General features: G+C 44.9%; 26 protein-coding genes and 1 riboswitch. Of the genes, 7 read left to right on the forward strand and 19 right to left on the reverse strand.

Going from position 1 to position 26,073, the window contains the following annotated elements; genetic code table 11:
• Positions 1–591 precede the first annotated feature (591 nt).
• A complete protein-coding gene (locus R7070_RS22950) occupies positions 592–1,047 on the forward strand; it encodes an RNA-binding protein (protein WP_017821270.1) in 456 nt (151 codons plus the stop codon).
• On the opposite strand, the gene murI is transcribed toward R7070_RS22950, so the two are convergent.
• From murI to btuB, 3 genes are read right to left on the reverse strand one after another with little or no spacing between them, the layout of a single operon-like run.
• Positions 1,010–1,813, reverse strand: a complete 804-nt coding sequence (gene murI / locus R7070_RS22955) for a glutamate racemase (protein ID WP_017821271.1) — start codon at positions 1,811–1,813, stop codon at positions 1,010–1,012. The two genes, R7070_RS22950 and murI, sit on opposite strands and share 38 nt — an antisense overlap.
• A 31-nt stretch (positions 1,814–1,844) precedes the next feature.
• Positions 1,845–2,537, reverse strand: a complete 693-nt coding sequence (locus R7070_RS22960) for an adenine nucleotide alpha hydrolase (RefSeq protein WP_256900711.1) — start codon at positions 2,535–2,537, stop codon at positions 1,845–1,847.
• 59 nt (positions 2,538–2,596) lie between these two features.
• The gene (btuB, locus tag R7070_RS22965) at positions 2,597–4,432 is read right to left on the reverse strand and encodes a TonB-dependent vitamin B12 receptor (RefSeq protein ID WP_017821273.1); all 1,836 of its coding nucleotides are present in this window, start codon (positions 4,430–4,432) and stop codon (positions 2,597–2,599) included.
• Positions 4,433–4,487: 55 nt separating this feature from the next.
• Positions 4,488–4,688, reverse strand: a riboswitch (cobalamin riboswitch).
• Positions 4,689–4,872: 184 nt separating this feature from the next.
• On the opposite strand from btuB, the gene trmA reads away from it, so the two are divergent.
• Entirely contained in the window at positions 4,873–5,982 is a 1,110-nt protein-coding gene (trmA, locus tag R7070_RS22970; RefSeq protein ID WP_033907263.1) for a tRNA (uridine(54)-C5)-methyltransferase TrmA, read from the forward strand.
• 65 nt (positions 5,983–6,047) lie between these two features.
• On the opposite strand, the gene R7070_RS22975 is transcribed toward trmA, so the two are convergent.
• A complete protein-coding gene (locus R7070_RS22975; RefSeq protein ID WP_005378634.1) occupies positions 6,048–6,413 on the reverse strand; it encodes a YijD family membrane protein in 366 nt (121 codons plus the stop codon).
• On the reverse strand, positions 6,413–7,054 hold the full coding sequence (gene fabR, locus R7070_RS22980) for an HTH-type transcriptional repressor FabR (RefSeq protein ID WP_005378632.1): 642 nt from the start codon (positions 7,052–7,054) through the stop codon (positions 6,413–6,415). Before fabR ends, R7070_RS22975 begins: the two co-directional genes overlap by 1 nt.
• A 263-nt stretch (positions 7,055–7,317) precedes the next feature.
• Between fabR and sthA the strand changes: the two genes are divergently transcribed.
• Entirely contained in the window at positions 7,318–8,748 is a 1,431-nt protein-coding gene (sthA, locus tag R7070_RS22985; protein WP_256900712.1) for a Si-specific NAD(P)(+) transhydrogenase, read from the forward strand.
• Positions 8,749–8,805: 57 nt separating this feature from the next.
• On the opposite strand, the gene dinF is transcribed toward sthA, so the two are convergent.
• The 3 genes from dinF to lexA all read right to left on the reverse strand — a co-directional run bounded on the left by dinF (position 8,806) and on the right by lexA (position 11,810).
• A complete protein-coding gene (dinF, locus tag R7070_RS22990) occupies positions 8,806–10,155 on the reverse strand; it encodes an MATE family efflux transporter DinF (protein WP_085570123.1) in 1,350 nt (449 codons plus the stop codon).
• Between the two features lie 55 nt (positions 10,156–10,210).
• Complete coding sequence (locus R7070_RS22995; protein WP_005378679.1) at positions 10,211–11,005, reverse strand: class I SAM-dependent methyltransferase; 795 nt, start codon at positions 11,003–11,005, stop codon at positions 10,211–10,213.
• Between the two features lie 184 nt (positions 11,006–11,189).
• Positions 11,190–11,810: a transcriptional repressor LexA gene (gene lexA / locus R7070_RS23000; protein WP_005378682.1), complete on the reverse strand. Its 621-nt coding sequence runs from the start codon at positions 11,808–11,810 to the stop codon at positions 11,190–11,192.
• A 368-nt stretch (positions 11,811–12,178) separates the two neighbouring features.
• On the opposite strand from lexA, the gene plsB reads away from it, so the two are divergent.
• On the forward strand, positions 12,179–14,605 hold the full coding sequence (plsB, locus tag R7070_RS23005; protein WP_085570121.1) for a glycerol-3-phosphate 1-O-acyltransferase PlsB: 2,427 nt from the start codon (positions 12,179–12,181) through the stop codon (positions 14,603–14,605).
• A gap of 64 nt (positions 14,606–14,669) precedes the next feature.
• Here plsB and ubiA read toward each other — a convergent pair whose 3' ends face one another.
• Positions 14,670–15,524: a 4-hydroxybenzoate octaprenyltransferase gene (ubiA, locus tag R7070_RS23010; protein WP_005378684.1), complete on the reverse strand. Its 855-nt coding sequence runs from the start codon at positions 15,522–15,524 to the stop codon at positions 14,670–14,672.
• Positions 15,525–16,064: a chorismate lyase gene (locus R7070_RS23015; protein WP_005378686.1), complete on the reverse strand. Its 540-nt coding sequence runs from the start codon at positions 16,062–16,064 to the stop codon at positions 15,525–15,527.
• Between the two features lie 161 nt (positions 16,065–16,225).
• Between R7070_RS23015 and R7070_RS23020 the strand changes: the two genes are divergently transcribed.
• The gene (locus tag R7070_RS23020; RefSeq protein ID WP_005378687.1) at positions 16,226–16,636 is read left to right on the forward strand and encodes a flagellar basal body-associated protein FliL; all 411 of its coding nucleotides are present in this window, start codon (positions 16,226–16,228) and stop codon (positions 16,634–16,636) included.
• A 63-nt stretch (positions 16,637–16,699) separates the two neighbouring features.
• Here the strand turns inward: R7070_RS23020 and glpG are convergent, their stop codons facing one another.
• The 6 genes from glpG to ftsY form a co-directional block, all read right to left on the reverse strand.
• A complete protein-coding gene (gene glpG, locus R7070_RS23025) occupies positions 16,700–17,542 on the reverse strand; it encodes a rhomboid family intramembrane serine protease GlpG (protein ID WP_085570120.1) in 843 nt (280 codons plus the stop codon).
• Complete coding sequence (glpE, locus tag R7070_RS23030; RefSeq protein WP_005378691.1) at positions 17,542–17,862, reverse strand: thiosulfate sulfurtransferase GlpE; 321 nt, start codon at positions 17,860–17,862, stop codon at positions 17,542–17,544. The genes glpG and glpE overlap by 1 nt, the downstream gene beginning before the upstream one ends.
• Positions 17,863–18,355: 493 nt before the next feature.
• Complete coding sequence (gene rpoH, locus R7070_RS23035; protein WP_005378693.1) at positions 18,356–19,213, reverse strand: RNA polymerase sigma factor RpoH; 858 nt, start codon at positions 19,211–19,213, stop codon at positions 18,356–18,358.
• Positions 19,214–19,389: 176 nt separating this feature from the next.
• Positions 19,390–20,358, reverse strand: coding sequence for a permease-like cell division protein FtsX (gene ftsX, locus R7070_RS23040; RefSeq protein ID WP_005378695.1), 969 nt, complete (start codon positions 20,356–20,358; stop codon positions 19,390–19,392).
• On the reverse strand, positions 20,348–21,022 hold the full coding sequence (gene ftsE, locus R7070_RS23045) for a cell division ATP-binding protein FtsE (protein WP_005378697.1): 675 nt from the start codon (positions 21,020–21,022) through the stop codon (positions 20,348–20,350). Before ftsE ends, ftsX begins: the two co-directional genes overlap by 11 nt.
• A 22-nt stretch (positions 21,023–21,044) precedes the next feature.
• Positions 21,045–22,283: a signal recognition particle-docking protein FtsY gene (gene ftsY, locus R7070_RS23050; RefSeq protein WP_258646803.1), complete on the reverse strand. Its 1,239-nt coding sequence runs from the start codon at positions 22,281–22,283 to the stop codon at positions 21,045–21,047.
• Between the two features lie 230 nt (positions 22,284–22,513).
• Between ftsY and rsmD the strand changes: the two genes are divergently transcribed.
• Entirely contained in the window at positions 22,514–23,113 is a 600-nt protein-coding gene (rsmD, locus tag R7070_RS23055) for a 16S rRNA (guanine(966)-N(2))-methyltransferase RsmD (protein ID WP_005378702.1), read from the forward strand.
• A 25-nt stretch (positions 23,114–23,138) separates the two neighbouring features.
• On the forward strand, positions 23,139–23,405 hold the full coding sequence (locus tag R7070_RS23060; RefSeq protein ID WP_005378704.1) for a DUF1145 domain-containing protein: 267 nt from the start codon (positions 23,139–23,141) through the stop codon (positions 23,403–23,405).
• 57 nt (positions 23,406–23,462) lie between these two features.
• Here R7070_RS23060 and R7070_RS23065 read toward each other — a convergent pair whose 3' ends face one another.
• The 3 genes from R7070_RS23065 to R7070_RS23075 form a co-directional block, all read right to left on the reverse strand.
• Positions 23,463–24,047, reverse strand: a complete 585-nt coding sequence (locus R7070_RS23065; RefSeq protein WP_005389671.1) for a YhgN family NAAT transporter — start codon at positions 24,045–24,047, stop codon at positions 23,463–23,465.
• Between the two features lie 106 nt (positions 24,048–24,153).
• Complete coding sequence (locus tag R7070_RS23070; RefSeq protein WP_005378711.1) at positions 24,154–24,375, reverse strand: YecH family metal-binding protein; 222 nt, start codon at positions 24,373–24,375, stop codon at positions 24,154–24,156.
• Between the two features lie 69 nt (positions 24,376–24,444).
• The gene (locus R7070_RS23075; protein WP_005389670.1) at positions 24,445–25,065 is read right to left on the reverse strand and encodes a lysoplasmalogenase; all 621 of its coding nucleotides are present in this window, start codon (positions 25,063–25,065) and stop codon (positions 24,445–24,447) included.
• Positions 25,066–26,073 lie beyond the last annotated feature (1,008 nt).

Below are 26,073 nucleotides of genomic sequence, written 5' to 3' on the forward strand. Positions count from 1 at the left end.
AGCGTTCAATCTGAGCCATGATCAAACTCTTCAATTTAAGATTTTGTTCGGCTCAATGAATACTGAACATTACATAAAGTAATGTTTGAATTGACTGTGCTGAATCCGAAGATTCAATGGTCACTTCGTTTCATTGAAACCTAAATTGTTTCCGAAGAAACTATTTGGATTATCATCAACGAGTGCCCACACAGATTGATAGGTTCTTATTTTTAAAGAGCTTTTCTAACACTTTCAGCAACTTAGTTGCTCGTCGTTAGGGGTGCGTATCTTACTTTACACCGTGAGAGAGTCAAGCATTTTTTTCAAATTCTTTTTTCTCTCTTCCCGACTCGCTATGTGACTTTCGTCTCACTCCGTGTCGGTGGATGCGCAGTATAGGGGGTTGAGAAATTAGTACAAGCGTTTTTTGCAAATAAAAAACCAACCGGTCACAAATTAGCCAAAAGTGCGATATTTGCATATTTCTTCGTCACATTTGAGACATATCACAGCAATTGGTTGGAAAAACACCAACCATATACGTAAGATTCATGTGTCTATTCTGTTAATGGACAATCGATCTCTTTATCACTATGTGTAGTAATTAAAATGACGTCTAAAAAAAATCTGATTTTATGTGTTGGGCTGGCCATCGTTGGGGGAATCATTTTCTCTCAATTCATCATCCCACCAGCCTTGAGCTTCCTCATTGGTGTTATCGCTACTGCTTTTCTTTTTTCATTTTCTAGCAAAACACCTGTTCTTCAATCTTCGGAGCCTGATCCTTCAACTAAAACGCTGTATGTCGGCAACCTTCCTTATAAGGCCAATGAGAGTCATGTTCGCGATTTGTTTGCTGAATATGGACAGGTCTATGCAGTACGCTTAATGAAAGATAAGCGTACTGGAAAAAGAAGAGGGTTTGGTTTTGTAGTGATGGCTGCGGCAGATGCCAAGCCAGCTATCGCTAAACTTAATGAAAAGGAATATATGGAGAGAACGCTAAAAGTGAGAATTGCGAACGATCCTAAACATCCGGATGGTGGTAAACCTGAACAGGATTAAAACCTAGCTTCTTTAAACAAATGTTCAGTGCATCTTCCTGCCAAGGAGTTGCACTGGCATAAATCGACTTACTTCCCTCTTCTGTATCCTCAATTTCATCACTTAATAGCAATGCTTTTACTCGACGTGCAATCGCTGCGCCTGAATCAATTAAAGTAACGTCCCCACCCAAAGCTTGATGAATCTCCTCTCTGATTAAAGGGAAGTGAGTACAACCGAGCACCGCAACATCGACTTTATCGCGAAGGGGAAGCAGGATATTTGTCAGTTCGTCGAGAGAAACGCTGTTGCCTCGCAACTTCTCTTCGGCCATATCTACCAAGCGAGTTGATCCCACCAGCTCAACTGGTTTGCCTTGCGCAAAGTCCCGTATTAACTCGTGAGTATATTGGCGTGTTACTGTCGCCGGAGTGGCGATCAGCCCTACCCCTTTTGATGCTAAAAGCGATGCGGGTTTAATCGCAGGGACAACACCAACAACGGGAATCGATAAATTTTCGCGTAAGGAAGGAAGCACTATGGTGCTCGCCGTGTTGCAAGCAATGACGACAATGTCGACTTGGTGTTCTTCGACTAAAGAAGAGACCAGTTGGTTAACTCGTGAAACGAGTACAGCCTGATCGAGTTCACCATAAGGGTAAGCCTGATTATCGAATAAGTATAAGTAGTCTAGCTGGGGCAATAGGCGATGTATCTCTTGGAATACAGAGAGACCACCAACACCAGAGTCAAAAACTAGGACTTTTTTCTTACTTGCTACTCGCACGAGTCTTACCTAAAGAACAGAAACGTTGCGATCATACTGCGTAGATTTGTTTTGGCAATGCTTTAGCATGGTATCTTTGATGGCTGAATCTATCTCCAGATTCTACATCTCGCTTCGTCAACTCGATATGTCCTTGAAAAGATGGCGAAGACGTAACCAATGTGTGAAATTCACCATTTTCCCCACAGGGATCAATTTGACTTGGTAATGACTCTATTAGGGCTTTGTCATACCAGCGACCACACCATTCTGGAGGGAGAACTCTTCCGTCGATGGTGATTAACATAGTTTGAATACCACGCTCTATGATTTCCATCGCTAGTTTTTCGCTGCTCTCCCCTAATAGAGGAAAGACGCATTCCCAGCCAACAGGTTCAATATAGCTGCGTCGGTAATCGGCAATGCCATTACAAAACATATCACCAAATGCGACAGCTTCTATATTCAGACCACTACTTTGTAATGCATTAACGATGGTCGATTGATAAATGTCGTTACTTGGAAAGACTTCAGGTAGCTCGATAGTAATGAGCGGAAGCGCAAGTAAGTCTGCTTGCATTTGTACGACTTCAAGCGGAGTTGCTTGGAAAGGGACTTCTTTCCCTATGTAAGTCGTGTACAAACCGACAACTTGATAATTTGGATTCTCGTTAAGGCGCTCAAGCGTTAATGTCGAATCTTTACCGCTGGACCAACTGATCACCACTCGCTTGGGTTTCTTCATTCGATTTTCCACCACAAAATATTAAAAACCGCCCGAAGGCGGTTTGTGCTCATTCACGATTAGAATTCGTAGCCAACGTTGAGATAGTACGCTCGCTCTGCAGCAGGGTAACCTTTTGCCATCTCATACTCTTCATCAAGTAGATTATCGATACGAGCGCTAATAGAGGTCGACTCATTCGGATAGTAAGTCACCGCCGTATCAACCAACGAGTAAGAAGAAAGCGTAATATCTTGTGAAGGCCAAGTGCTGTAATCCACATCTGGACGCTTACCGACGTACTGATAGCTAACCGACCAATCCACTTTATCGAAGCTCACTAAAGCATTCCACTTATACATTTCTTTAGCGCGGCGCTGCAACTGATGCCCTTTATCGTCTTCAGCATCTTTGTAATCTGCACTCAACTGGTGCTGCACAATCCCTGTATCAAACTCAGCAACAAGCTCCACACCTTGGATATGTGTTTCACCATCGACATTCAAATATTTGTATGTGGTTGGATGGTAATCGATAAGATTCGTGATTTTATAGTCATAACCCGTGATGGACCAAAAAACGCCTTGGACATCACCGCTTAATGCTAGCTCCCAAGCATCTGACTCTTCCGGCTTCAGATCTTTCTCACCGTATGTTGGGTCATACTGTTGATATAGGTTTGGAGCCTTAAACGCAGTACCAAAAGAGGCTTTAACCCCAAACTCTGGTACAAACTGGTAACCAGCCGCTAAACTGTAAGTGAACTCACTACCGTATTCTTCGTTATCATCAAGGCGAGCACTGCCCTCGAGCATTGCTTTATCAATACTAGTGGTTGCCATACCAAACAGAGCGCCATTGGTACGATCAAACGTTTTATTCGCACTCTTGTCTTTATAAGACTCGTTGCGCCAATCAATACCACCAGCCAACGTCGTATTGTTGTTTAGCAAGTAACTGTTGGTCCACTGGACATTTTGCTGCTCAAGTTCATCTTCAGTACCTGAGTGTTTGCCTTTTGCTTGCTCATAGTTCCAAGACTTCTGTTTCTGTGCTGTTACTTGTAGTTCTGACATCACATTATCAGACTGATACTTACCGCCCAGAGTGACAGAAAGATCGTCTTTTTCTGCTTCGTAGTAACCGCGACTGCCGTAGCTGCTGTCATATTGATAAACATTTTCGTAAGCACGTAGGTTACCAAATGCAGACCACTGGTCATTGAAGTTATGCACGTAACCTAGCAGACCATTCTTTGTATCAAAGCCATGGCGATCGCCGTCATTAACTCCCGGTACAGGACGAACGTTATAACCATCATCACTTTCACTACCAAGCGCGATATTTAGCTGGCCGCTCTCTGTGACTTTAATACCAGATGCCACACTCAATTCTTGATAATCTAAACTACCTAAACCCGCACTTAACTTCGTTCCTTCTTCGTCAGCACGCGCAATGGTGATGATATTGATCACGCCACCAATCGCTTCTGAGCCATAAAGTGACGCACGCGCACCACGCACGTACTCAATACGTTGAACGTAAGTAAGTGGGATTTGGTTAAAGTCCACAGCGCCCTTCGCTGCTCGTGCAAAACGTACGCCATCAACCAGTACTAAAACTTGGTCGGAACTGGTTCCACGAACAAATAAAGACGCTAACTGACCACGACCACCATTTTGTGAAACTTGAATCCCCGTAAGGCGACGCAATACATCTGGTAGGGTTTTCGCTTGAATGCGATCGATGTCTTGTCGAGTAACTACTTCGACATCTGCCAACGTACGGCTTTCGGCTTGCTCAAAACGGTTTGCAGTAACAACGATGGTTTCGTCAGTGGAGGTTTCTTGGGCCTGTAGATAAGAGACAGGTGAAAGCAGCGATGCCAAAGTTATCGCCAGTGCGGATTTTCTCATTGTATTGTCCTAAATCGCGTAATTCCTTCCGAGCCCTGTCATCATGACAGTCCAGTGCTGTGGCTCAGTTGTTGGCAGGTATTCGGACTCAAGAGCACGGGTGTACCGCCTACTTGCTCGACTTCCCACATAAACTAATGCAGTGTCTGATGAGCGTTCGTTCTCTTTTACCGCTGCGCGTCAGTTCTGGATTCACACCAGATTCCCATTTCAGCCATCTAGATTGCTAGATAGCACCAACTTGAGGCAAATATTATTCAGCTATTGATTATTTGTCCAGCCAATATTGCCCTTAGAAGTTGTAACGTTTTGATTGATTTTGCTTTCTACTCTGCCTGTACGCACTATCTTTAAATCAATTCCAGTACAAAACTGGACATCCTATTGAGATTGAATAAAATCTGCGCTCTTAAATTGAATGCACCATAAAAGGTAAGATCATGGCTACTCTTGATGTAAACCCACAACGCTACCAAGAACAACTGGCTGAAAAAGTCGAACGTCTCACGGATATGTTCGCGCCATACAACATGCCAGAACTGGAAGTGTTTGAATCACCAGAGCAGCACTACCGCATGCGTGCTGAGTTCCGTGTTTGGCATGAAGGCGAAGATCTTTACTACATCATGTTCAACCAAGAAACTCGTGAGAAGTACCGTGTTGACCAATTCCCTGCAGCAAGCCGTCTGATCAACGACCTGATGCCGCTATTGGTTGAAGCGATGAAAGACAACGACTCACTACGTCGTAAACTGTTCCAAGTGGATTTCCTATCGACGCTAAGTGGTGAGATTCTGGTCTCACTCCTTTACCATCGCCAACTTGATGAAGAGTGGATTGAAAACGCGAAAGCCCTTAAACAGCGTTTAAATGATGAAGGCTTTAACCTAAACATCATTGGTCGCGCTCGTAAGATGAAGATTGTCCTAGACCGAGACTACGTTATCGAGAAGCTCGATGTAAATGGTCAAAGCTACATCTACCAACAAGTAGAGAACAGCTTCACTCAGCCGAACGGCAAAGTCGCAGAGAAGATGCTGGAATGGGCGGTCGACTGTACCCAAGAAAGCACTGGCGACCTACTAGAGCTTTACTGTGGTAACGGTAACTTCTCGCTGGCGTTGGCACAGAATTTCGACCGCGTACTGGCAACTGAGCTAGCGAAGCCATCTGTGGTATCTGCACAGTACAACATCGCCGCCAATAAGATTGATAACGTACAAATCTTACGTCTATCGGCAGAGGAATTTACTCAAGCGATCGAAGGTAAGCGTGAATTCCGTCGTCTACAAGATGCAGGTGTGGATCTGAAGAGCTACAACTGCAACACGATTTTTGTCGATCCACCACGTGCTGGGATGGATGTCGATACTTGTAAAATGGTGCAAGGTTACGAGCGCATCATGTACATCTCTTGTAACCCTGAGACTCTAAAAGAGAACTTGGACATTCTATGCGAAACACACAACGTGACGCGTTTTGCTCTGTTTGACCAATTCCCTTATACCCACCACATGGAAGCTGGCGTGCTATTGGAACGTAAAGCTTAGTCCACCAGCTTCAGACAAAAAAAAGCGAGCTCAATGGCTCGCTTTTTTTAATTTGATTCGTTTGCTTATTCCGCAGAAGTCTTCTTGCTGACAAAACCTAGCTTCTTACCAATCCATGCGAGTAAGATCATTGAAACCATGATCGCGAAGAAGTTTGAGCCTGCTTCTGGGTATTGCGCTTTAATAAACGCAGAGTGACCAAACGCACCTACGAAGAAACACGCCAAGCCAACTAATGGGATATCTTCTGATACCGGATTATTTAGGTACTCTTGGTAAAGAGCTTGTACAGCCAGTACGAGTGCAATCAATGGGAAGATTGAAAAAGACACTTCACTCATGGTCAACCATGACAACAAAGCATCACCACACATACCTGCAACCAGTGCCAAAATCAGCGTTTTCTTTTCAGATTTATTTCCATTCGACATTATTCTATCCCGCCTTTTAATCGGTTACGTTCACGTTCTTTGCGATACCAATAGGCCCCTTTGGCTATCATTCGCAATTGCATGATCAATCGCTCGGCGAGTTCATCGCGCTCACGTCGATCTAAATCTAAAGCTTCAGCCCCCGAACTGAAAACCAAAGTCACAGACGCTTCTGCTTGAGTATACGCCTCTTCTCTGGTCACGCCGGTGCTCATTAAATACTCGGTTAATTCTGCCGCAAAATGCTGGATTTCTCGAGCAACAGCGGTACGAAATTCAGCAGAAGTGCCGGAGCGCTCACGCAACAACAAACGAAAAACGTTCGGACTACTTTCAATGAATTCCATAAAGGTTTCGACCGAGGTACGAATTACGCTACCTTCTTTCACAATACGTTGACGCGCCTGACGCATCAGTTGGCGTAGTAGCAAACCGCCTTCATCAACCATGGTTAAGCCTAGCTCATCCATATCTTTGAAGTGACGATAAAAAGAAGTCGGTGCAATCCCTGCCTCTCGGGCGACTTCTCGCAAGCTAAGGCTGGAAAAGCTGCGATCCGCACTTAACTGACTAAATGCCGCATCGATCAATGATCGACGTGTCTTCTCTTTTTGCTGTGCGCGGATTCCCATCGATTTCATTCTTAACTTGCTCTTTTTCTATAGGGTACAAGAGCCTCAATATAACGCAATTTGCTCCTACGGAGAAAGATATGTTGCTTCGCTCGCTCTGAGCGCCGAGAACGTTACTATTGGCATGCATCTAATTGCAATGTTCTCGATGCAATTTATAGACATACAACATACCAAATCACCCTTTTGGTCGATTCTGCGTGATCACTTCCACTCTCTAACAGGCATGACGTGTACCAATAGAGTAAATGAGTTAAAATCGCGCTAAAGCAATGTTAAGCAAATATAACAAGGAAGGCATCATGGCGCATGTTAATCACTATGACGTGATCGTAATCGGTAGTGGCCCTGGCGGAGAAGGGGCTGCAATGGGATTAACCAAAGCGGGACTGAATGTTGCCATTGTCGAGAAAGAAAGCAGTGTCGGCGGCGGTTGTACTCACTGGGGTACCATTCCATCAAAAGCACTGCGTCATGCCGTTAGCCGCATCATCGAATTTAATAGCAACCCGCTATTTTGTCGAAACAACACCAGCGTTCATGCAACATTTTCTGACATTTTAGATCATGCTAAATCGGTCATTGATAAGCAAACTCGACTTCGTCAGGGCTTTTATGACCGTAACTCATGCACACTTTTGTTCGGAACCGCGCGATTTGTCGATAACTACTCAATTGCAGTGATGCAAAGCGACGGTACAGAAGAAATCTATTCTGCAGATAAGTTTGTCATCGCGACGGGTTCTCGTCCGTATCAGCCTAACGACGTAGATTTCTTGCATGAGCGCATCTACGACAGTGATTCCATTTTGAGCCTGAAACACGACCCTCGCCATATCATCATTTACGGTGCGGGCGTTATCGGTTGTGAATACGCTTCTATCTTCCGCGGACTTGGAGTGAAAACCGACCTTATCAATACCCGCGACCGCTTGTTGGAGTTTTTGGATAACGAAGTGTCAGATGCGCTGTCTTACCACTTCTGGAACAGCGGTGTGGTAATTCGTAATGATGAGACCTATGAAAAAATCGAAGGCACAGAAGATGGCGTGATTATTCACCTACAATCTGGCAAGAAGATGAAGGCAGACTGCTTGTTGTATGCGAATGGTCGAACAGGTAACACCGATAAGTTGAATTTGGGTGCAGTGGGTCTGGAAGCGGACTCTCGCGGACAACTAAAAGTAAACCGTAACTACCAAACCGATATCGAACACATTTACGCTGTAGGCGATGTCATCGGTTACCCTAGCCTTGCAAGCGCCGCTTATGACCAAGGGCGATTTGTCGCACAAGCCATTACGAAAGGTCAGGCAGAAAACTATCTGATTGATGACATTCCAACAGGTATCTACACCATCCCAGAGATTAGCTCTGTGGGTAAAACCGAGCAAGAGCTAACAGCTGCGAAAGTACCGTATGAAGTAGGACGCTCTTCCTTCAAGCATCTAGCTCGTGCACAGATCGCAGGAAAAGACATCGGTAGCTTAAAGATATTGTTCCATCGTGAAACCAAAGAAATTTTAGGGATTCACTGTTTTGGCGAACGTGCCGCGGAAATTATCCACATCGGTCAAGCCATTATGGAGCAAAAAGGCTCAGCGAATACCATCGAGTATTTCGTCAATACCACCTTCAACTATCCAACAATGGCCGAAGCGTATCGTGTCGCTGCGTTGAATGGTTTGAACCGCTTGTTCTAATCTATGCTTCTTGATAGCAGACAGAAAAACAGCAGGCTTGGACCTGCTGTTTTTGTATCAACATTGTGCTAGGAAGGTATCCTTGTGCCATTGGTAGAGAAAGATAACCCCTAAACCAATACCCCGCATCAACATAAAGCTCGTCATTGCAAACCACAGCGCGTGATTTTCCCACTCGGCGAATAAGTAAAAGACAACGAAGAAACTGCTGGTCGCGACAAACATACTATTGCGCATGTCTTTGCCTTTGGTTGCACCGACAAAAATGCCATCCAATAGAAAGCACCACATCGACGCAAGTGGCATCACCACCAGCCAAGGTAGATACACCGCTGCTTGCTGTTGTACCGCCTCAATTGAAGTGATCATGGCGATCAACTGCGATCCCGCCAAACCAAAGAGCGCGGTCAGTCCTAAGCAAATAACCAAACTCCAAAAGAAAGTGCCGACAAGCGATGCACTCAATTGTTGCCTATCTTTGGCACCAATCGCCTTCCCGACCATGGCCTCCATTGCGTAAGCAAAGCCATCCATGCCGTACGAGATAATCATCAGGAAGCTCATCAGAACCGCATTTGCAGCGACAACCTCATCACCAAAGCTCGCGCCTTGGAACGTCATAAAGCTAAAAGCCGCTTGCAGACACAAAGAGCGCAAGAAAATATCGCGATTCAATTTCACGAAGCGCCCTAACCCATGCTGAGTGTCAGCAAGTAATTGCTTGGGTGACGGCAACTGACGTGCTTGCCATGTCTTCCACACGCAGACCAAACCAAACGCCATGCCTGAGTAATCAGCAATCACGGATGCAAGCGCAGCACCTTCAACTTTCCAACCTAAGCCCATCACAAATAACAAATCGAGAGCGATGTTGGTGACATTGGTGATGATCACCATCCACATTGGTGCTTTGGAATTTTGCGTTCCGAGCAGCCACCCCAACAACACAAAGTTCATTAGCGCAGCGGGGGCACTCCACACACGGATAGAGAAATATTGCATGCCGTAGTGTTTTACCTCTGCGCTGGCGTCACTCCAGCCAAAGATCAAATCAGCAATCGGGTTATGGGCAATAAGGAAGACTAACGCAAACAGCAGCGCCATAAGTGAGCCTTGCATAAACACCAAGGCAAGTTGCTTTCGGTCTTCACCGCCATAGGACTGCGCAGCCAACCCAGTAGTCGACATACGCAAAAAACCAAGCAGCCAAAACGTCACGCTGATCATGGTGCTGCCCAACGCAACACCGCCCAAATACCAAGCGTGGTCTAGATGACCAATCACCGCAGCATCGACCAAACCGAGCAATGGAACAGTAATATTCGACAGCACCATAGGTATCGCTAAAGCTAAGACTTGGCGATGAACTTTTGGGTTAGATAAAGGAGAGAAGATTGAATTTGTCACAGGCACCTCATCAGTAAGATCGACGAGTGTACCTGAGCGCTTAACGACTAGCCAATTACCACTTGATGTGAACGAGGACTGGCGTGAGGCGATGCTTCAACATTGGAATCTTATTAAGCCAACGCTGCCAAGCTTTCCAACGAGAACAGAATCTATCGAATGGCGAGAAAGCTTTCACCCACTGTGCCCATGGTAACCATTGCAATATCTGTGCTGCAGGCGCTTCAAAGCCATGAGCATAACGATCAGAGCCAAGCTTTTGTCCCCACTTGGTTTCCGTTAAATCTCCTGCCAGCACCATACATAGCTCAGCAGAAACAAAATGTCGACCCAAGGTTTGAATAAATTTCGCGACTTGACGCTCTGTGCAATCGAGCAGTGCCATTTCACATAAAATGAGCACCGGTGCTTGCTCTGGAATGGCTAACGTCTCTAGCCACGACATTTCATCCACACTGCCACAGCGATGTTCATAGCGTTCATTTTTGTGGAACAAGCGCTGACGCCATACCAAATTTTCCGTCACATCCAGCTCTATCCAATGGCAGCGTCCATTATCCAAACGATAAAAGCGGGTATCCAACCCCGCTCCGACATTGATTATCCAAGCATCGGGATACTGCTGTAAGAAGTGACTAACCTGCTGGTCACAAAGCTGAGTCAGCGTCACGTGCAGCAATTGCTTCTGCGCAATATCACCACTCAAACAATCCGGCGCCATCTTACAGCTCAAACACGCTTTAGCAGCTATCGGATCGTACACCAAGCCATTGTCGACCATGCTTTCACGGCTACGCAATAACAGTGGCTTTAATAAATGGTTAGGAACTTGATGTTTAGACTGAGACATGGGCATTTCCTGCGCCAGAGAGAAAACATAGACATTAATAAAGATGATAATGAATATCAATTACATTATCAAGCTTATAAATTGGTCAAAACAAACAATGTCAAGATGATGAGCAAGCTTTTGGAGGAAGTAGAAAAAGAGAAAAGACAAAACAGCCCAGATCAACTGGGCTGCTTAAATACACTTACATCCAATCGGTATTACGAATAATACCAACGGCTAAGCCTTCAATCGTAAGGTGCTGAGACGTTAAGTCCACTTGGATTGGGGCAAACTCTTCATTCTCAGCATGCAGTAATATGGTTGAACCTTTGCGCTCCAAACGCTTCACAGTCACATCATCATCAACACGCGCAACGACAACTTGACCGTCTCTCACGTCTTGGGTTTTATGCACCGCGAGCAGATCGCCATCCATAATCCCGATGTCTTTCATACTCTCGCCATTTACACGAAGTAAGAAATCCGCTTGCGGTTTGAACATCGCAGGATCGACTTGGTAGTGCGCCTCTACGTGCTCTTGAGCCAAGATTGGCTCACCCGCTGCGACTTGACCAATCAAAGGCAAACCCTGCTCATCATTGGCTGCGTCTTCAAGCAGGATACGAATCCCACGAGAAGCGCCTGGAATAATTTCAATTGCTTGCTTACGAGCAAGCGCTTTTAGGTGTTCCTCTGCGGCATTCGCAGAGCGGAAGCCAAGCTCACGCGCAATCTCTGCACGAGTTGGTGGCATTCCGGTGTCGTCGATTTTACTTTTAATCAAATCGAAGACTTGTTGTTGGCGTGGCGTTAACGGCTTCATGTCTCACCTGTCTTTTTATACAGTTAACTGTGAGTATATCCAGTAAATGCTCAAATGAAAACCCAATTGGTTGTTTTTTAATTTATTTGTGGGGAGCTTTCAGCTTACCGATTAAGTTCATTCTTTATTCGTTTAAAACACCGACTTTTCAGTTAATCAAGGTAAAGCAATAACTTAGGGGTTCGACTAATTTACAGCCAATAAAATTAAAAGGTTTGACCAGTTTCTGGTATCCTTGCAGCGCTTAAATTTTATCGCCTAGGCTTATTTCTATTGCCGTACTCATCTCTTTTTATAGAGAAGACATGCAAAGCGGAAACTGAAATAAGGTTAGGCCTGTTTGAATACCTATTGAGGCTGTGAACTTTATGTCTTCTGGACAATCATTTTCACGTTCATTACTAAAACTACCTTTATCGGTACTGGTAAAGGGCACCGCAATCCCGTCGAACCCGATTGAAGATCTGAACATCGACCTAACTAAACCGATTGTATATGCCCTGCCGTTCCGCTCGAACGTGGATTTGCTGACACTGCAAAAACAAGCCATGAGCCTTGGTCTACCCGACCCGCTCAGCCCGCTGGAAATCAATGGCAAAACGCTGAACCGTTTCGTCTTTATCGCTGCGCGTCCAACTGTGATGAACAACGATAATGATGTCCCAACCGATTCTGTTTCTCTGTTCACTGACTTACTGGAACTGCACAAGCTGGATAGTGAGTTGGATGTTCAAATGATCCCTGCAACCGTGCTTTGGGGTCGTAAGCCAGGTAAAGAAGAGAACCAAAAGCCTTACCTTCAACCGATGAATGGTCCGCAAAAAGCCAAAGCAGTAATGGCGGCGGGACGCGACTGCTTAGTTCGCTTTAGTCCCGTGGTATCTCTGCGTTATATGGCAGACTCTCACGGTACCGACAGCGCAATTGCGCACAAACTGGCTCGCGTGGCGCGTATCCACTTCTCACGCCAGAAACTGGCTGCTTCAGGCCCAAACCTGCCACAACGCCAAGTGTTGTTTGCTCGTTTACTAAAGTCTCCAGCTATTGAACTGGCGATTGCTGACGAAGCCAAGAGCAAAAACATCTCGATTGATAAGGCACGTAAAGAAGCCCACGACATCATGGATGAAATCGCCGCCGACTTCTCCTACAGTCTGGTGAAAAACGGCGACCGCATCCTGAGTTGGTTATGGACAAAGCTATACCAAGGTTTGCACATCAATAACGCCTCGACTGTGCGTCGTTTAGCGCAAGACGGCCACGAAATTGTGTACGTTCCGTGTCACCGTAGTCACATGGACTACCTGCTGTTGTCTTATGTTTTATACCATGAAGGCATGGTGCCTCCGCACATTGCGGCAGGCATTAACTTGAACTTCTTCCCGGCCGGTCCGCTTTTCCGTCGTGGTGGGGCGTTCTTTATTCGTCGTAGTTTTAAAGGCAACAAACTGTACTCAACCATTTTCCGTGAGTATCTAGCTGAGCTGTTTGCCAAAGGCTATTCAGTCGAGTACTTCAGTGAGGGTGGTCGTTCACGTACAGGTCGCTTACTGCAAGCGAAAACGGGTATGCTGGCTATGACCATCCAAGCAATGCTACGTGGTCTAAACCGCCCAGTAACACTAGTGCCGGTCTACATCGGCTACGAGCACGTGATGGAAGTGGGCACTTACGCGAAAGAGCTGCGTGGCAAACGCAAAGAGAAAGAAAACGCAGGGCTTGTACTGCGTACTCTGCGTAAACTGCGTAACTTTGGTTTGGGCTATGTGAACTTCGGTGAGCCAATTCAGCTCAACCAATACTTGAACGAGCATGCTCCTGAGTGGACGAAAGACATCGACAGCATGGGTGGTAACAAACCACAATGGATGAATCCTGTGGTGAACGACCTTGCTAATAAGATGATGACGCACATCAACGATGCGGCGGCGGCAAACGCGTTGACCTTGTGTGCAACCGCACTGCTTGCTTCTCGTCAACGTGCACTTTCTCGTGACTCGCTGATCAATCAGATTGAGTGTTACTTAAAGCTACTCAAAAATAGCCCGTACTCAAGCACCTCCACTATCCCTACCGAAAGTGCTGAGGAGTTGGTCGATCATGCAATTTCGCTTGATAAGTTCGTGATTGAAACCGATAGCATGGGTGACATCATTTCGCTGGACCGTAGCCAATCGATCCTGATGACCTACTATCGCAACAACATCATCCACTTGTTCGCTCTGCCGTCATTAATTGCCCAAATGCTCATTCGTCAGCGCAACCTTTCGGTAGCCAAGATTCAAGCGAATGTCGCGCAAATCTACCCATTCTTGAAGAAAGAGCTGTTCTTAAGTTACCAAGAAGACGAGTTAGATGAATTGGTCGTTAAAACACTGCATGAATTTGCCGATCAGAAAATGATTAGTCTGGATGGTGATAAGCTAGAGATCAATCAATCGAACAACCAGCCTTTGGTTCTGTTAGGTCGAACGATAACTGAAACGCTGCAACGCTACTCTATCGCGATGAACTTGCTTGTTGCTTACCCTGAGCTGGGTAAATCGGACCTAGAGCAGAAGAGCCAAGATATTGCTCAGCGCCTAGGGCGTTTGCACGGTATTAATGCGCCAGAATTCTTCGATAAAGGTGTGTTTACCGCCATGTTCAATACGCTCAAACAGCAAAAATACCTCGATAGCGATGGTAACTGTGACACGAAGAAAACGCAGCAATTTGCACGGCTACTGTTCACTCTGCTTTATCCAGAAGTGAAACTGACGATCGAAGAGAGTATTCACCAACTTCGGTCGTAACCGTTTTACCTTCTTCCAATAAGAAAAAAGGCATCCAATCGGATGCCTTTTTCTATTTCTTCGCTTACCAAAATGCGACCAGTAACCCTATCGCTATCACCATGCCAACATAATTGTTGTTAAGGAAAGCCTTAAAGCACAACTCACGCTCACGGTGACGAATTAAGTGCTGCTGATAAACAAACAACGACGCTGCAATCAAAAGGGTCCAGTAGTAACTTTGTCCCAATTGGTAGAACTGCCCTAACCAAACCAACATCGCGAGTGTAATCAGTTGCAACACACCAATAATAAGCTTGTCATGACGACCAAACAGAATTGCCGTCGATTTAATGCCAATCTTTAGATCATCATCCCGGTCTACCATCGCATATTGAGTGTCGTACGCAATGGTCCACAAAGCGTTAATGAGGAACAAAAACCAAACAATCAATGGTAATTCCCCAGTTTGTGCAGCCCACGCCATTGGAATCGCCCAGCTAAAAGCCAAGCCTAAAAATAGCTGTGGAATATGAGTATAACGCTTCATAAATGGATAGATGAACGCCAACACAATGCCAGCGAAGGATAGCTGAATCGTCAGCGGGTTCATGGTCAGCACTAACAAAAACGAGCTGATACCCAAAACCAAAAATAATCCAATCGCTTCTTTTGCTGTCACTTTCCCTGATGGCAGTGGACGTTGCTTAGTACGCTTTACATGGCCGTCGACTTTGCGATCTGCAAAATCATTAATCACGCACCCCGCACTACGCATTAGGAAAACACCCAATACAAACACGATGAATACATCCCAACTTGGCATCCCTTGGGCTGAGATAATTAGCGCCCAAATCGTTGGCCACATCAGTAACAGTGAACCAATCGGGCGATCCATGCGCATCAGTTGCCAATATGCTTTGGCTTTTTCTGCGGACATTTACACTGTCTCCTTAGCGTAAACTGGTGAATTAGATAAGAATAACTCGGCGACTAGCATCGGTTTGTGATTCATCCACAACCTTGAGCGTCGTGCTAACAAACGTCCTTCTGGTACGGCTACCCATCCCATTTGCAAAGAGTCCCGCTCAACGTTATCTGCGCTAAACACAGTTAGTCCTAATGGGATATCCCCTTGTTGAGCCAAATCATACTGCTGATCAACTAAGGTTGAACGAGGAATCAATGTCCGCCCAATAACCCAGTTATTATTGTCACCGCACAAAATTACCTCTCTCAGTAAGCAATCTTGTTCGGACAATAACTGGCTTTCGTCCTGTTTTAATGTCGCTGCAGTGACGATCTGATTTTGTAGCAATTCTACCGTTAACGCTTGGCAGTGCTGTTTTAAACGACGTGACAAAGACCCTTGCTCTTCAAGCCAATGCTTGGCAAATTCATTTGGAAATTCGAATTCTTCGGGGTTTTGCCACTCTACTTCCAATAAAGAAGCAAGATAGAGTGATGTTGGCTGATTCATACTAGTATTCAATTGGAGGCTTTATGCGTACAATAAAGCAACAACTTACCGTCCATAGTAATGTATGTAACCGTAAGTTCCGTTATTTGTTATAGACGGCCCATTGTATCAAGACTGAAGCGATTCGAATATCGCGATCCAGAGAAAGAAAAGTTAGAAATATGTACAAACGTTATATAGCCCAAATTATTTTTGCGTTAACCATACTATTCGCCGCACCAAGTTGGGCTGAAACGGAAGAAGCTGGACCTAAGTTGGCATACTTTACCCTAGAGCCTGACCTCACTACTAACTTTTACACCAAAGGCAAAAAGTTAGGTTATGTGCAAGTGCGCATCGACATCATGGTAATGAGTCAACAAGATTTATCAGTTGTTGAGCATCACCAACCTTTGATTCGCGATGCAGTGATTGAATTATTGGGTAAGCAAACAGAAGATACGATTAAGTCCCTTTCTGGCCGAGAAGATCTGCGCAAAACTTTAGTGACGACCCTCAACGAAACGCTTTTGCCTGAAACAGGTAAAACCATCATTGCCGATTTGTTGTTTACAAAATACCTTTATCAATAAACCCAAATCCGTTTTGAACATAAAAAAAGACCGCTCTTGAGCGGTCTTTTCATTTCATCGGCTTTAGGCTTGCTGTTGGTATTTCATCTTGCCTGAATCAAACAGCGCAATCACCATCCCCGACAGTAGCCCAACTAAGTGAGCGGTGTTTGCAATCGCCATAAATGGCTGCACAAAACCAAGAACTAACCATACCAACATAAAGACGATGATTGGCTTGGGTAGCGTAAGGCCTAAATGTGGCAAGCGGTAACCCAGTATCCACAAATAACCAAGCAGTGCATAGACCACACCAGACAAGCCGCCGAAGTTAGCCCCTTCAACATAGAACTGGCCTGCCCCTGAAAGCGCTGCCGACACCACAAAGAGTTGCAATAGCTTACCGGAACCGAGACGACGTTCGATGTCGCCCCCCAACTGCCACCACCATAGTAAGTTAAACACGATGTGAGTTACTGAAAAGTGCAGTAACGCATGACTTAGCCATCGCCACACTTGCCATTGTTGCCCCTCAAAAGCCGGGAAGTGCAACAACTTAAACACGCCATTGCCAAAGCCAAACATTTGTAACAAGTAGATGATGATACAGACTGTCATGATCAGCAAAGTCATGGGGCCAGCTTTCGCTTTGACCATGCTCATGATACTCGGGCTGGAATAATGAAATGTGCTCTTACGAGTATCGGCAACGTCCCACGAGGCGGCGCTGTATTTTGAATCAGACGGGTTAGCAAGGAACAGCTTAAGTTCGGCTTCCGCTTCTATTTCATGCTGGCTATCAGTCAGCCACAGCGCAAATTGCCCATCCCCTTCAGGCATCATTTCGATGTCAATTTGGCGAGAGGCCATATAATCAATAAAGGCTTGCGCCATACGTGGATTATTTAACGTTACCAATCTCTTCATTAACTTCTCACTATCGGTAGTTCTGCTCGATGCCAGGCTTCAAAGCCACCATCTACACTGTACACCTGTTCAAAGCCTTGGTTAACTAAATATTGCGCCGCACCTTGGCTACTAATGCCGTGGTAACACATCACTAGAATAGGTTGTTCGAACTCCACTTCATCCATAAACGCAACGATCGTATCGTTAGTTAAGTGATACGCGGACTCCGCATGCGCAACGGCAAACGATTGAGGGTCACGGATATCTACAAGCTTCGCATCACCCTGCTCGAGCAGCGCTTGCGCACCTTGTACATCGATATGCTTAAACTGATCCATTTACTTTCTCATTGTCTTATTAATATACCCAAGCAACCTCGAACCTAACGTACTAATCAGCACCCGTGGTACAGCATAAAATCCATATTTGAAGCTGCTTGGGTATACTGCCGCTATTGTAACCTATCCAACGGCAAACTTAGACACATGGATAATCAGGGTTTTCAAAAGTGTACACATTCCAACCATTTGTGGATAAAGCTGTGAATTGCGTTGATAAAGTGTATTTGGATCTTTTGATCCACAATATGTAGTGATGATCCTGATCTAACTGTGTGTATATCTATAACTATCCCCAGATGGAAAAGTGCTTGAATCCCTTGTTTTGTCCGGGTTTCGAACAGTTGATAAATAATTACTTCACAGAGTTATACACAGGTAGCACATAAAATCCGGATCGCAAACGCTATCGATTTTCGATCGACAATAAAAAAGCCGAGATCACATGATCTCGGCTTTCTATGAAAATCTTACTTTCAATTAGCAGTGGAAATTAAAATTCACCCACGGCCAATTTTAGTTTCTTCATTGCATTTTTTTCTAGCTGGCGAATACGCTCGGCAGAAACACCGAACTCATCAGCTAAGTCTTGCAATGTTGCTTTCTCATCATCTAACCAACGAGAACGCACGATGCGCTGACTACGCTCATCCAAACTCGCTAATGCATGACCCAAGCGATTGTTGGTGTGCATTTCCCAGTTGGCGGCTTCAATGTTGTCGGCCACATCAGACGATTTGTCTTCTAGGTATAGCATCGGCGCTGTGTAAGCGTTTGAACTGTCGTCTTCATCAGTTGGCATATCAAAGGTTGAATCCACCGCCGCTAAGCGTGATTCCATCTCGCGAACTTCAGAAGGCTCAACACCTAACTCGCGCGCAACGGTTTCCACTTCACCGTTGTTAAACCAACCCAAGCGCTTTTTCGACTTACGCAGGTTGAAGAACAATTTACGTTGCGCTTTAGTGGTCGCAATTTTCACGATACGCCAGTTACGTAGCACGTATTCGTGGATCTCTGCTTTGATCCAGTGGACAGCAAAAGAAACCAAGCGAACCCCTACTTCTGGGTTAAAACGCTTAACGGCTTTCATTAGACCGATGTTACCCTCTTGCACAAGATCCGCCATTGGCAAACCGTAGCCAGAGTAACCACGAGCAACGTGAACAACGAATCGTAGGTGCGAAAGAATTAGACCTTTTGCAGCCTCAATCTCACCTTTATAGTGTAATCGTTCTGCCAGCTCACGCTCTTCGTCTGCAGTCAGCATTGGGTAGCTGTTTACTGAGCGAATATAGCTATCAAGGCTATCTTGCGTGACTAGAGCCATCGGATACGCTTCTTTTGTCATTCAATTCCTCATCAATCTCTGATCTGGAGCATTACATTGCAATTTAGCTTCGATATCTTGAACTCAAAATGAACAAGTTTCAAGAAGGGGAAGCAATTATCCATAAACATTTGGTCTAAGCAAGGGTTCAAAATTAGCTAGTGCTAATGAAACCCAAGTAATAAGACCGCCATCACTTAAACTGGTTCAATTTCTTTTAAATGTCGTTGCGCAGAAAAGCGCGCCGCAATACATCCCAAAAGACTCCCAATGATGATTAGTAACAAAGATTCATCCCAACTTAGACCAATCAGGCGGAACTGGCTATCGTACAACGCAGCAAGGTCTTCCACCGCACTATTCATGACAATGGTCACTAAAGCCGTTACCAACCACGCAATAGTGGCACCTAACACGCCAAACCACATACCTGTGTACAAGTAAGGGCGCAGAATGAAACTGTCCGTCGCACCGATCAGTTTCATGGTTTGAATCTCTTCTTTATTCGCCAGCACATTAAATCGCAATGTATTGCCAACGATTAAAAATACCGCACCGAGCATCAGCACTGTCAGGGTAATGACAATAATACTCGCGAGAGTTTTGATGGCATCAAGACGCGCTAGCCAGTCTTCGTCAAGTCTCACGTCGGTCACATCTTGTTGCTCTCGAACGTCTTTGGCTAATGACTGAATATCACTTTTTAGCTCCGAATCTGGCGTAATCACCAACACACCAGGTAGCGCATAGCCACTTAAGAGGCTGATAGCTTGGTCGAACCCTGCATATTGGCTTAAATCAGATAGACCTTGTTGCGGTGAAATATACTCTACCTCTTTTACCAAAGGCCAAGTTTCAATTTGATCTTTGAGAACCATCACTCGTGCATCCGGCATGCCTTCAACTAAGTAAGCACTAACTTGTGAAGGAGAAGCGACATCTTCCGCTGCCCCCGCAACGTTTTTCCCCAATAGATACAAACAAGCTGGCATGGCAAGTGCCATGGAGATGACCGCTAGGGTCAGAATGTTGCCTAGTGGTCGTTGCCATAAGGCGCTAAAAGAGGATTTAGCTTGTTTTGCATGGACAGAGAAAAAACCATCGGTATTCGCACGCTTGGCACTGCGGCCTTTCCCCTTCTTTTGGGAGTGCTTGTTACCTGCCATAGTCTTCTACCTCACTTAGGAAGCCTTGGTTCAATTCAAAATGACGATACTGTGGGCGAGTGTTTACTAACCCCACATCGTGCGTGGCAAGTAGGATAGTCACGCCCGCACGGTTAAATTCTTCGAATAGACGCAACACACGGTTGGATAATTCTGGGTCAAGGTTACCCGTAGGCTCATCAGCCACCAGCAACGTTGGTCGATTAACCACAGCACGGGCAATACCGACGCGCTGTTGTTCACCACCAGAAAGTTGACTAGGTAGACAACGAGCTTTATCGAGTAAGCCCGTTTTATCTAACGCCGCAGAAACACGGCGTTTGATTTCGTTTTCAGAAATCGATTCGATACGCATTGGCAGAGCGACATTGTCGTACACACTGCGATCCATCAATAGGCGATGATCTTGAAAAACAATCCCAATATTGCGGCGCAAAAAAGGGATGTCTTTGCCTGGAATACGCGTGATGTCGTGGCCATTAAAATGGATTTTGCCATCGGTTGGTCGCTCTATCGCGCAGATCAATTTCAGCAAGGTACTTTTACCAGCCCCGGAATGTCCGCCTAAAAACGCCATTTCACCGCGCCTCAGGTGAAAATCGACTTTTTGCAGTGCTTGTCGACCACCTCGGTAAGCTTTGCTTACTTGCTGAAATTTGATCACCGTTGATTTCCTCTAACTCTTTTTATTCTTCACGACTAAACAGTGCGTCAATAAACTCTTGAGTTTCAAATGGACGCAAGTCTTCGATACCTTCACCCACACCAATGTAACGAATTGGAATACCGAACTGATCAGCAATAGCGAAAATTACGCCGCCCTTGGCTGTACCATCCAGCTTAGTCAAAGTAATCCCGGTTAGAGGGGCAACATCACTGAAAAGTTTCGCTTGGCTAATGGCATTTTGTCCTGTACCTGCGTCAAGCGTTAGCATGATCTCATGTGGTGCAGATTCATCAATTTTCTTCATCACACGTACAATCTTACGCAGCTCTTCCATTAGGTTCGCTTTGTTCTGTAGACGACCTGCTGTATCAGCAATCACCACATCCACACCACGTGCTTTTGCCGCTTCAATCGCATCATAGATAACAGAGGCACTGTCTGCGCCAGTATGTTGAGCAATCACAGGAACATTATTACGTTCACCCCACACTTGTAGCTGCTCAACCGCTGCGGCACGGAAAGTATCGCCCGCTGCAAGCATCACTTTTTTGCCTTGAGTTTGGAACTGCTTCGCTAGCTTACCGATGGTCGTGGTTTTACCCACGCCATTTACACCCACCATCAAGATGACGTAAGGCGTTTTGTTGCTATCGATTTCTAGTGGCTGTTCGACTTTAGAAAGAATCTCAGCCATTTCTTCTTTCAACAAACCATAAAGGGCTTCGCCGTCTTTCAGATCGCCACGTGTGGCTTTTTCTGTCAGGTTGTTGATGATTTTTGTTGTGGTATTCATGCCCACATCAGCAATAAGCAGTTGCTCTTCTAGCTCTTCAAATAAGTCTTCATCGATTTTCTTACCGCTGAACAGACCGAAGAAGCCAGCACCAATATTTGCTTTTGTTCGGCTTAGGCTGCGTTTAAGACGAGCAAAAAAGCTTTCTGTTGGCTTTTCTTGTTCTTGAACACGAGGCGCGGCCGATACGACTTCTGGCTCTTCTGCTTCTGCTTCTGCTTCTGCTTCTGCTTCTGCTTCTGCTTCTGCTTCTGCTTCTGCTGGGGCAGCCTCTGATTGTTTCGCTTCTTCTTCAAGTTCTGGCGTTGCTTCCGCTTGCTCAGCAACCGCTTCGGTTTGCTGCTCTTCAGAAGGCGCTTCCACTGCTTCTTCTTTTACTGTTTCTTCAGTTTTTGGTTTTGGGCTTTGTTCTTCGTCACCAAAACCTAGCCACGAAAGTAATCCGCGCTTCTTTTTTTCCGTCATCTGGGGCTATCCTAGATTGTTCTTTTATCTATTAATGACTCTTTTTTGACAAGATTATTATCTGTCTAAAAAAGGCTAATGACAAAGTTCTGAAAACTTTCCGATTAGGTAATTCTAATCTTATTAGTGTTACACTCTGTCATCTTGAATATTCTGGGCTGTATCCAAGCTCCAAGCTCATTGCTTGGGCGATTAGATATAGTATCACTTTATTAGCGGTCAAAAAATCTATGGTAAGACGTCGCCAGCAAAACTCATCACAAAAAAAGCCAACAACGGGCTTTGTTCGCATTATTAGTGGCTTATGGAGAGGCAGAAAACTTCCTGTACACGATGCTGAAGGCTTACGCCCCACGACAGATCGCGTCAAAGAAACGCTGTTTAACTGGTTAGCTCAAGATGTACCACAGGCAAAATGTCTCGACTTGTTTGCTGGCTCTGGCGGCTTGGGATTTGAGTCAGCTTCGCGCCAAGCAGAGCAAGTGACCATGGTTGAGCTAAACCCACAAGCTTTCCAACAATTACAAAAGAATGTTGCCTCTCTTAACGCGAACAACATCCAAGTGGTAAATACCGACGCACTGAGTTTTTTGAAGCAACCGGGTTCTGCTCACCATGTGGTGTTTATTGACCCACCGTTTCGCAAAGGCCTATTGGATGAGACCGTGGCTCTGCTAGAACAAAATGGCTGGCTCGCGGAAGATGCGATGATTTATATTGAAACAGAAAAAGAACTCAATATTGCCGACTTACCAGAAAACTGGCAATTACATCGAGAAAAAACAGCAGGCCAAGTGAGCTATCGTCTGTACGAACGTACCTCCGCATAACGCCTCGATTTAAAAGGACACTTAAATGAAAGCACTAATTATGCTGGCCAAAGCGGCTATCGCCTTTGTTTGGTTAGTATTAATCCTAAATATTTTTATGCCCTTTCCCGGCAATGCCGCGATTGCGCTATACATCATGACCGCTTTTTTGTTCATCATGCACGGTTTACAAATGGCCATCTTCATTGGTGCATTTGGCGACAAAATAAAAATGAGCAGTTGGGAAAAATATTCAATCCTGATTTTTGGTATTTTTGCCCTACTCGATATTCGTCGTAAACACATGATGTAATCGCTCAGATACGAAAAAGCCGCTCTTGTGAGCGGCTTTTTTTCTGCGTGTCGTTCGTCACCCAATGTAACTTTTTACACCATCCAAGAACATTTGAGTGGAGATCATCACCAGTAACAAGCCCATTAAGCGTTCTACCGCCTTCAAGCCACGTTCACCCAACAAGCGATTAAAGAAGCCATAAAACATCAGTATAAAAAATGTTGCGCCCCACGCAATTACGACTGATGCTGACATTTCCAACATTTTCTCTGGATGTTGCGAAGACAGTAAAAGCAAGGCTGCAATCACTGAAGGGCCCGCGATCATAGGAATGGCCATCGGAACAATAAAGGGCTCCTCGCCTGCTGCCAGTCCAGTGATGCTGCCAGCACTCGGGAAAATCATCTTAATCGCAATAATGAAGAGAATAATGCCACCTGAAATGCTGAGCGTTTCTGGCTGGACATGCAAAAAACTTAAGATGCTTTGTCCTGCAAACAGAAACAACATCAAAATCAGTAAGGCAAACAGTAGTTCACGAATCAATACCTTACGACGACGCTTGGGATCGATATGTTTGAGAATAGACAACACAATCGGCAAGTTACCGAGAGGGTCCATGATTAGAAACAGCATGGTCGCTGCAGAAAGAATGTCCATATTCTGGCCTCACCTAAAAAATGGCGGCCAGTGTATAGCAAACTGACAACATGAGTATATGACTGAGGGCGAAAACACCATATTCACCCTCGATCTTAGCCGCCGTTTAGTGATTGCAAACTCGCGCCATATTGACCACAAACTTACCTTCAAGCTCACGAATTTTGTCGCGCTTGAGCAAAAATGCTAGTAATGCATCTAAGTCTAGATCATTCAGTTTACAGGTGTGAAAGCGAACGCTAGCGCCAAAGTGCTGTGTGAGGGCTTCGCGATCCATTGGTGTTTCTCTAAGTAGGTTTAGCAGCTCGTGAGCATGGATTTCACTCATTATTGACTCCAGTTATTAAGAACAATGCGTTCAGTTTACTGAAATCCTCAAGAGCTGCTTTGACTTAAATTAGTAAATGATTGAGGCAACAATGAGGGCATGAGCAAAAAAGTAACTACCACTCACCCACAAATAGGCGTGTTTCATCGGTTTTCGATAACCGTGTATCGCGTATGCCAGCGCCGAATAGATCAGAACTAAGGTTCCGCTAAAGCCGATAGCATTGGCGTAACTCGGCACTTGTAACCAAACTTCACCGGCTGCCCAAGCAAGTTGAACCAGCATCATCCCCATGATCACAACGGGGAATACCAGAGAGTCGAGTTGAGGTAGCAACAAAAAGAACGCCACGATACTCGCTGCAAGCAGCAGGGCCAACAGCCACCAGACAATCTCACCATTAAGCTGCACCCAAAATGACTTGCTGTAGCATACCTGGGCAACCAGATAAGCCGTAAAATAGATTAGCTTACGAGTTTTAAACGAGTGCAGCGTATCTGCCACCATAGACACAATAAGCCCACCCGCAATCCAGTAGGTATATGTTGCGGATGCACCTTGAGTTAACACCAACACAAGAAGAAGTAGCAGAGTAAAGATTTTAAACACGAGGGATTGTGTCGGGTTAGCTTGCTTTGCTCCCAACACGGAATACACACCTGATAGCCCTATCGCCAGCCAACTCCACATGCAGTATACACCTTTTACTTAAACTCGCCGCTAGTCTAGGTAGACCAGTTTTGATGTAAAGACACAATCTACGAAAGTTGGATCTCGCTAGCGATTCGAAACATTTTGTAACCCTCAGCCTACGTAATAATAAAGCCGATGAGCCTGAATGATGCCACTAAACATTGGGGCCAAGCTTTGCTCATCAGCCGAACCCATCAAATCACACGACACAATAACCAACGCTTTCTAAAACTATTTAACTGAAAAACAGATAAGTGCTCCAGGTAAGCCGCCACTTCACAAACTGACGATTAAACCACCAGGATGTATGTAATGCAGGCAACAAGAATAAATAACAGACACAAAATAGAAAATAGTCTTAGTAGCGCCCTAAGAGAGGAGAAACTACTGATGACTAGGGGTAAAAACTAAGAAAACCGACCTTAATTCAGTAAAAAAAACATCAGACAAGAAAAGTAAGTCAATGATAAATAAAACCATAATTTCAATAACAGATAAAAGTGCGGACTTCATAAACCATAAAATCACTAAACTCTTTTGAAGCCCATATTTTCTCATAAGGTAAGAAAATCTCACTCCATGCTTTCGATTTGACGATGCAACCTCATAGCACATTTTTTAATTTTCTCAATTTTTGAGAAATACAGGCAAAATAAACACCCAACATACCATTCGAAACAAAAAACAATTACAAAGCCAACATCACAAACCATTTAATATTATAAAATCATACACTTAAAACAAAAAAGGCTAGAAATAAAACAATGTGAACACTTTAAATACAGCACAAAAAACATAGTTTCATTAGTCAGAATCACGTAAAACCAGACAAGTTAAGTGTGGTTTTTGAAAAGATTAACGAGCATATGTTGATCAAACCCCAAAAACAGTGCTATATTAAATTCATCGAGTTCATCAAAGATTAAGGGGTAGTGTTATGATTTCATCTTCTCAAAAACAAGGGCTGGTTATGATTGCAGTGGTTGTGGGTTTAATGACACTGCC

The organism is Vibrio sp. 1557 (assembly GCF_033340175.1).
Lineage (GTDB): Bacteria > Pseudomonadota > Gammaproteobacteria > Enterobacterales > Vibrionaceae > Vibrio > Vibrio alginolyticus.

Bases quoted from the DNA above. Each gene is read 5' to 3' on its own strand.
- trmA (WP_033907263.1), top strand. From the start codon at position 4,873: ATGGCTACTCTTGATGTAAACCCACAACGCTACCAAGAACAACTGGCT.
- R7070_RS23065 (WP_005389671.1), bottom strand. From the start codon at position 24,047: ATGGACATTCTTTCTGCAGCGACCATGCTGTTTCTAATCATGGACCCT.
- R7070_RS22995 (WP_005378679.1), bottom strand. From the start codon at position 11,005: ATGTCTCAGTCTAAACATCAAGTTCCTAACCATTTATTAAAGCCACTG.
- R7070_RS22950 (WP_017821270.1), top strand. From the start codon at position 592: ATGACGTCTAAAAAAAATCTGATTTTATGTGTTGGGCTGGCCATCGTT.
- R7070_RS23070 (WP_005378711.1), bottom strand. From the start codon at position 24,375: ATGAGTGAAATCCATGCTCACGAGCTGCTAAACCTACTTAGAGAAACA.
- ftsX (WP_005378695.1), bottom strand. From the start codon at position 20,358: ATGGCAGGTAACAAGCACTCCCAAAAGAAGGGGAAAGGCCGCAGTGCC.
- lexA (WP_005378682.1), bottom strand. From the start codon at position 11,810: ATGAAGCCGTTAACGCCACGCCAACAACAAGTCTTCGATTTGATTAAA.
- glpE (WP_005378691.1), bottom strand. From the start codon at position 17,862: ATGGATCAGTTTAAGCATATCGATGTACAAGGTGCGCAAGCGCTGCTC.
- ftsY (WP_258646803.1), bottom strand. From the start codon at position 22,283: ATGACGGAAAAAAAGAAGCGCGGATTACTTTCGTGGCTAGGTTTTGGT.
- R7070_RS23060 (WP_005378704.1), top strand. From the start codon at position 23,139: ATGAAAGCACTAATTATGCTGGCCAAAGCGGCTATCGCCTTTGTTTGG.
- R7070_RS23015 (WP_005378686.1), bottom strand. From the start codon at position 16,064: ATGAATCAGCCAACATCACTCTATCTTGCTTCTTTATTGGAAGTAGAG.
- plsB (WP_085570121.1), top strand. From the start codon at position 12,179: ATGTCTTCTGGACAATCATTTTCACGTTCATTACTAAAACTACCTTTA.
- glpG (WP_085570120.1), bottom strand. From the start codon at position 17,542: ATGAAGAGATTGGTAACGTTAAATAATCCACGTATGGCGCAAGCCTTT.
- ubiA (WP_005378684.1), bottom strand. From the start codon at position 15,524: ATGTCCGCAGAAAAAGCCAAAGCATATTGGCAACTGATGCGCATGGAT.
- R7070_RS22975 (WP_005378634.1), bottom strand. From the start codon at position 6,413: ATGTCGAATGGAAATAAATCTGAAAAGAAAACGCTGATTTTGGCACTG.
- R7070_RS23020 (WP_005378687.1), top strand. From the start codon at position 16,226: ATGTACAAACGTTATATAGCCCAAATTATTTTTGCGTTAACCATACTA.
- sthA (WP_256900712.1), top strand. From the start codon at position 7,318: ATGTTAAGCAAATATAACAAGGAAGGCATCATGGCGCATGTTAATCAC.
- R7070_RS23075 (WP_005389670.1), bottom strand. From the start codon at position 25,065: ATGTGGAGTTGGCTGGCGATAGGGCTATCAGGTGTGTATTCCGTGTTG.
- R7070_RS22960 (WP_256900711.1), bottom strand. From the start codon at position 2,537: ATGAAGAAACCCAAGCGAGTGGTGATCAGTTGGTCCAGCGGTAAAGAT.
- rpoH (WP_005378693.1), bottom strand. From the start codon at position 19,213: ATGACAAAAGAAGCGTATCCGATGGCTCTAGTCACGCAAGATAGCCTT.
- rsmD (WP_005378702.1), top strand. From the start codon at position 22,514: ATGGTAAGACGTCGCCAGCAAAACTCATCACAAAAAAAGCCAACAACG.
- fabR (WP_005378632.1), bottom strand. From the start codon at position 7,054: ATGAAATCGATGGGAATCCGCGCACAGCAAAAAGAGAAGACACGTCGA.
- btuB (WP_017821273.1), bottom strand. From the start codon at position 4,432: ATGAGAAAATCCGCACTGGCGATAACTTTGGCATCGCTGCTTTCACCT.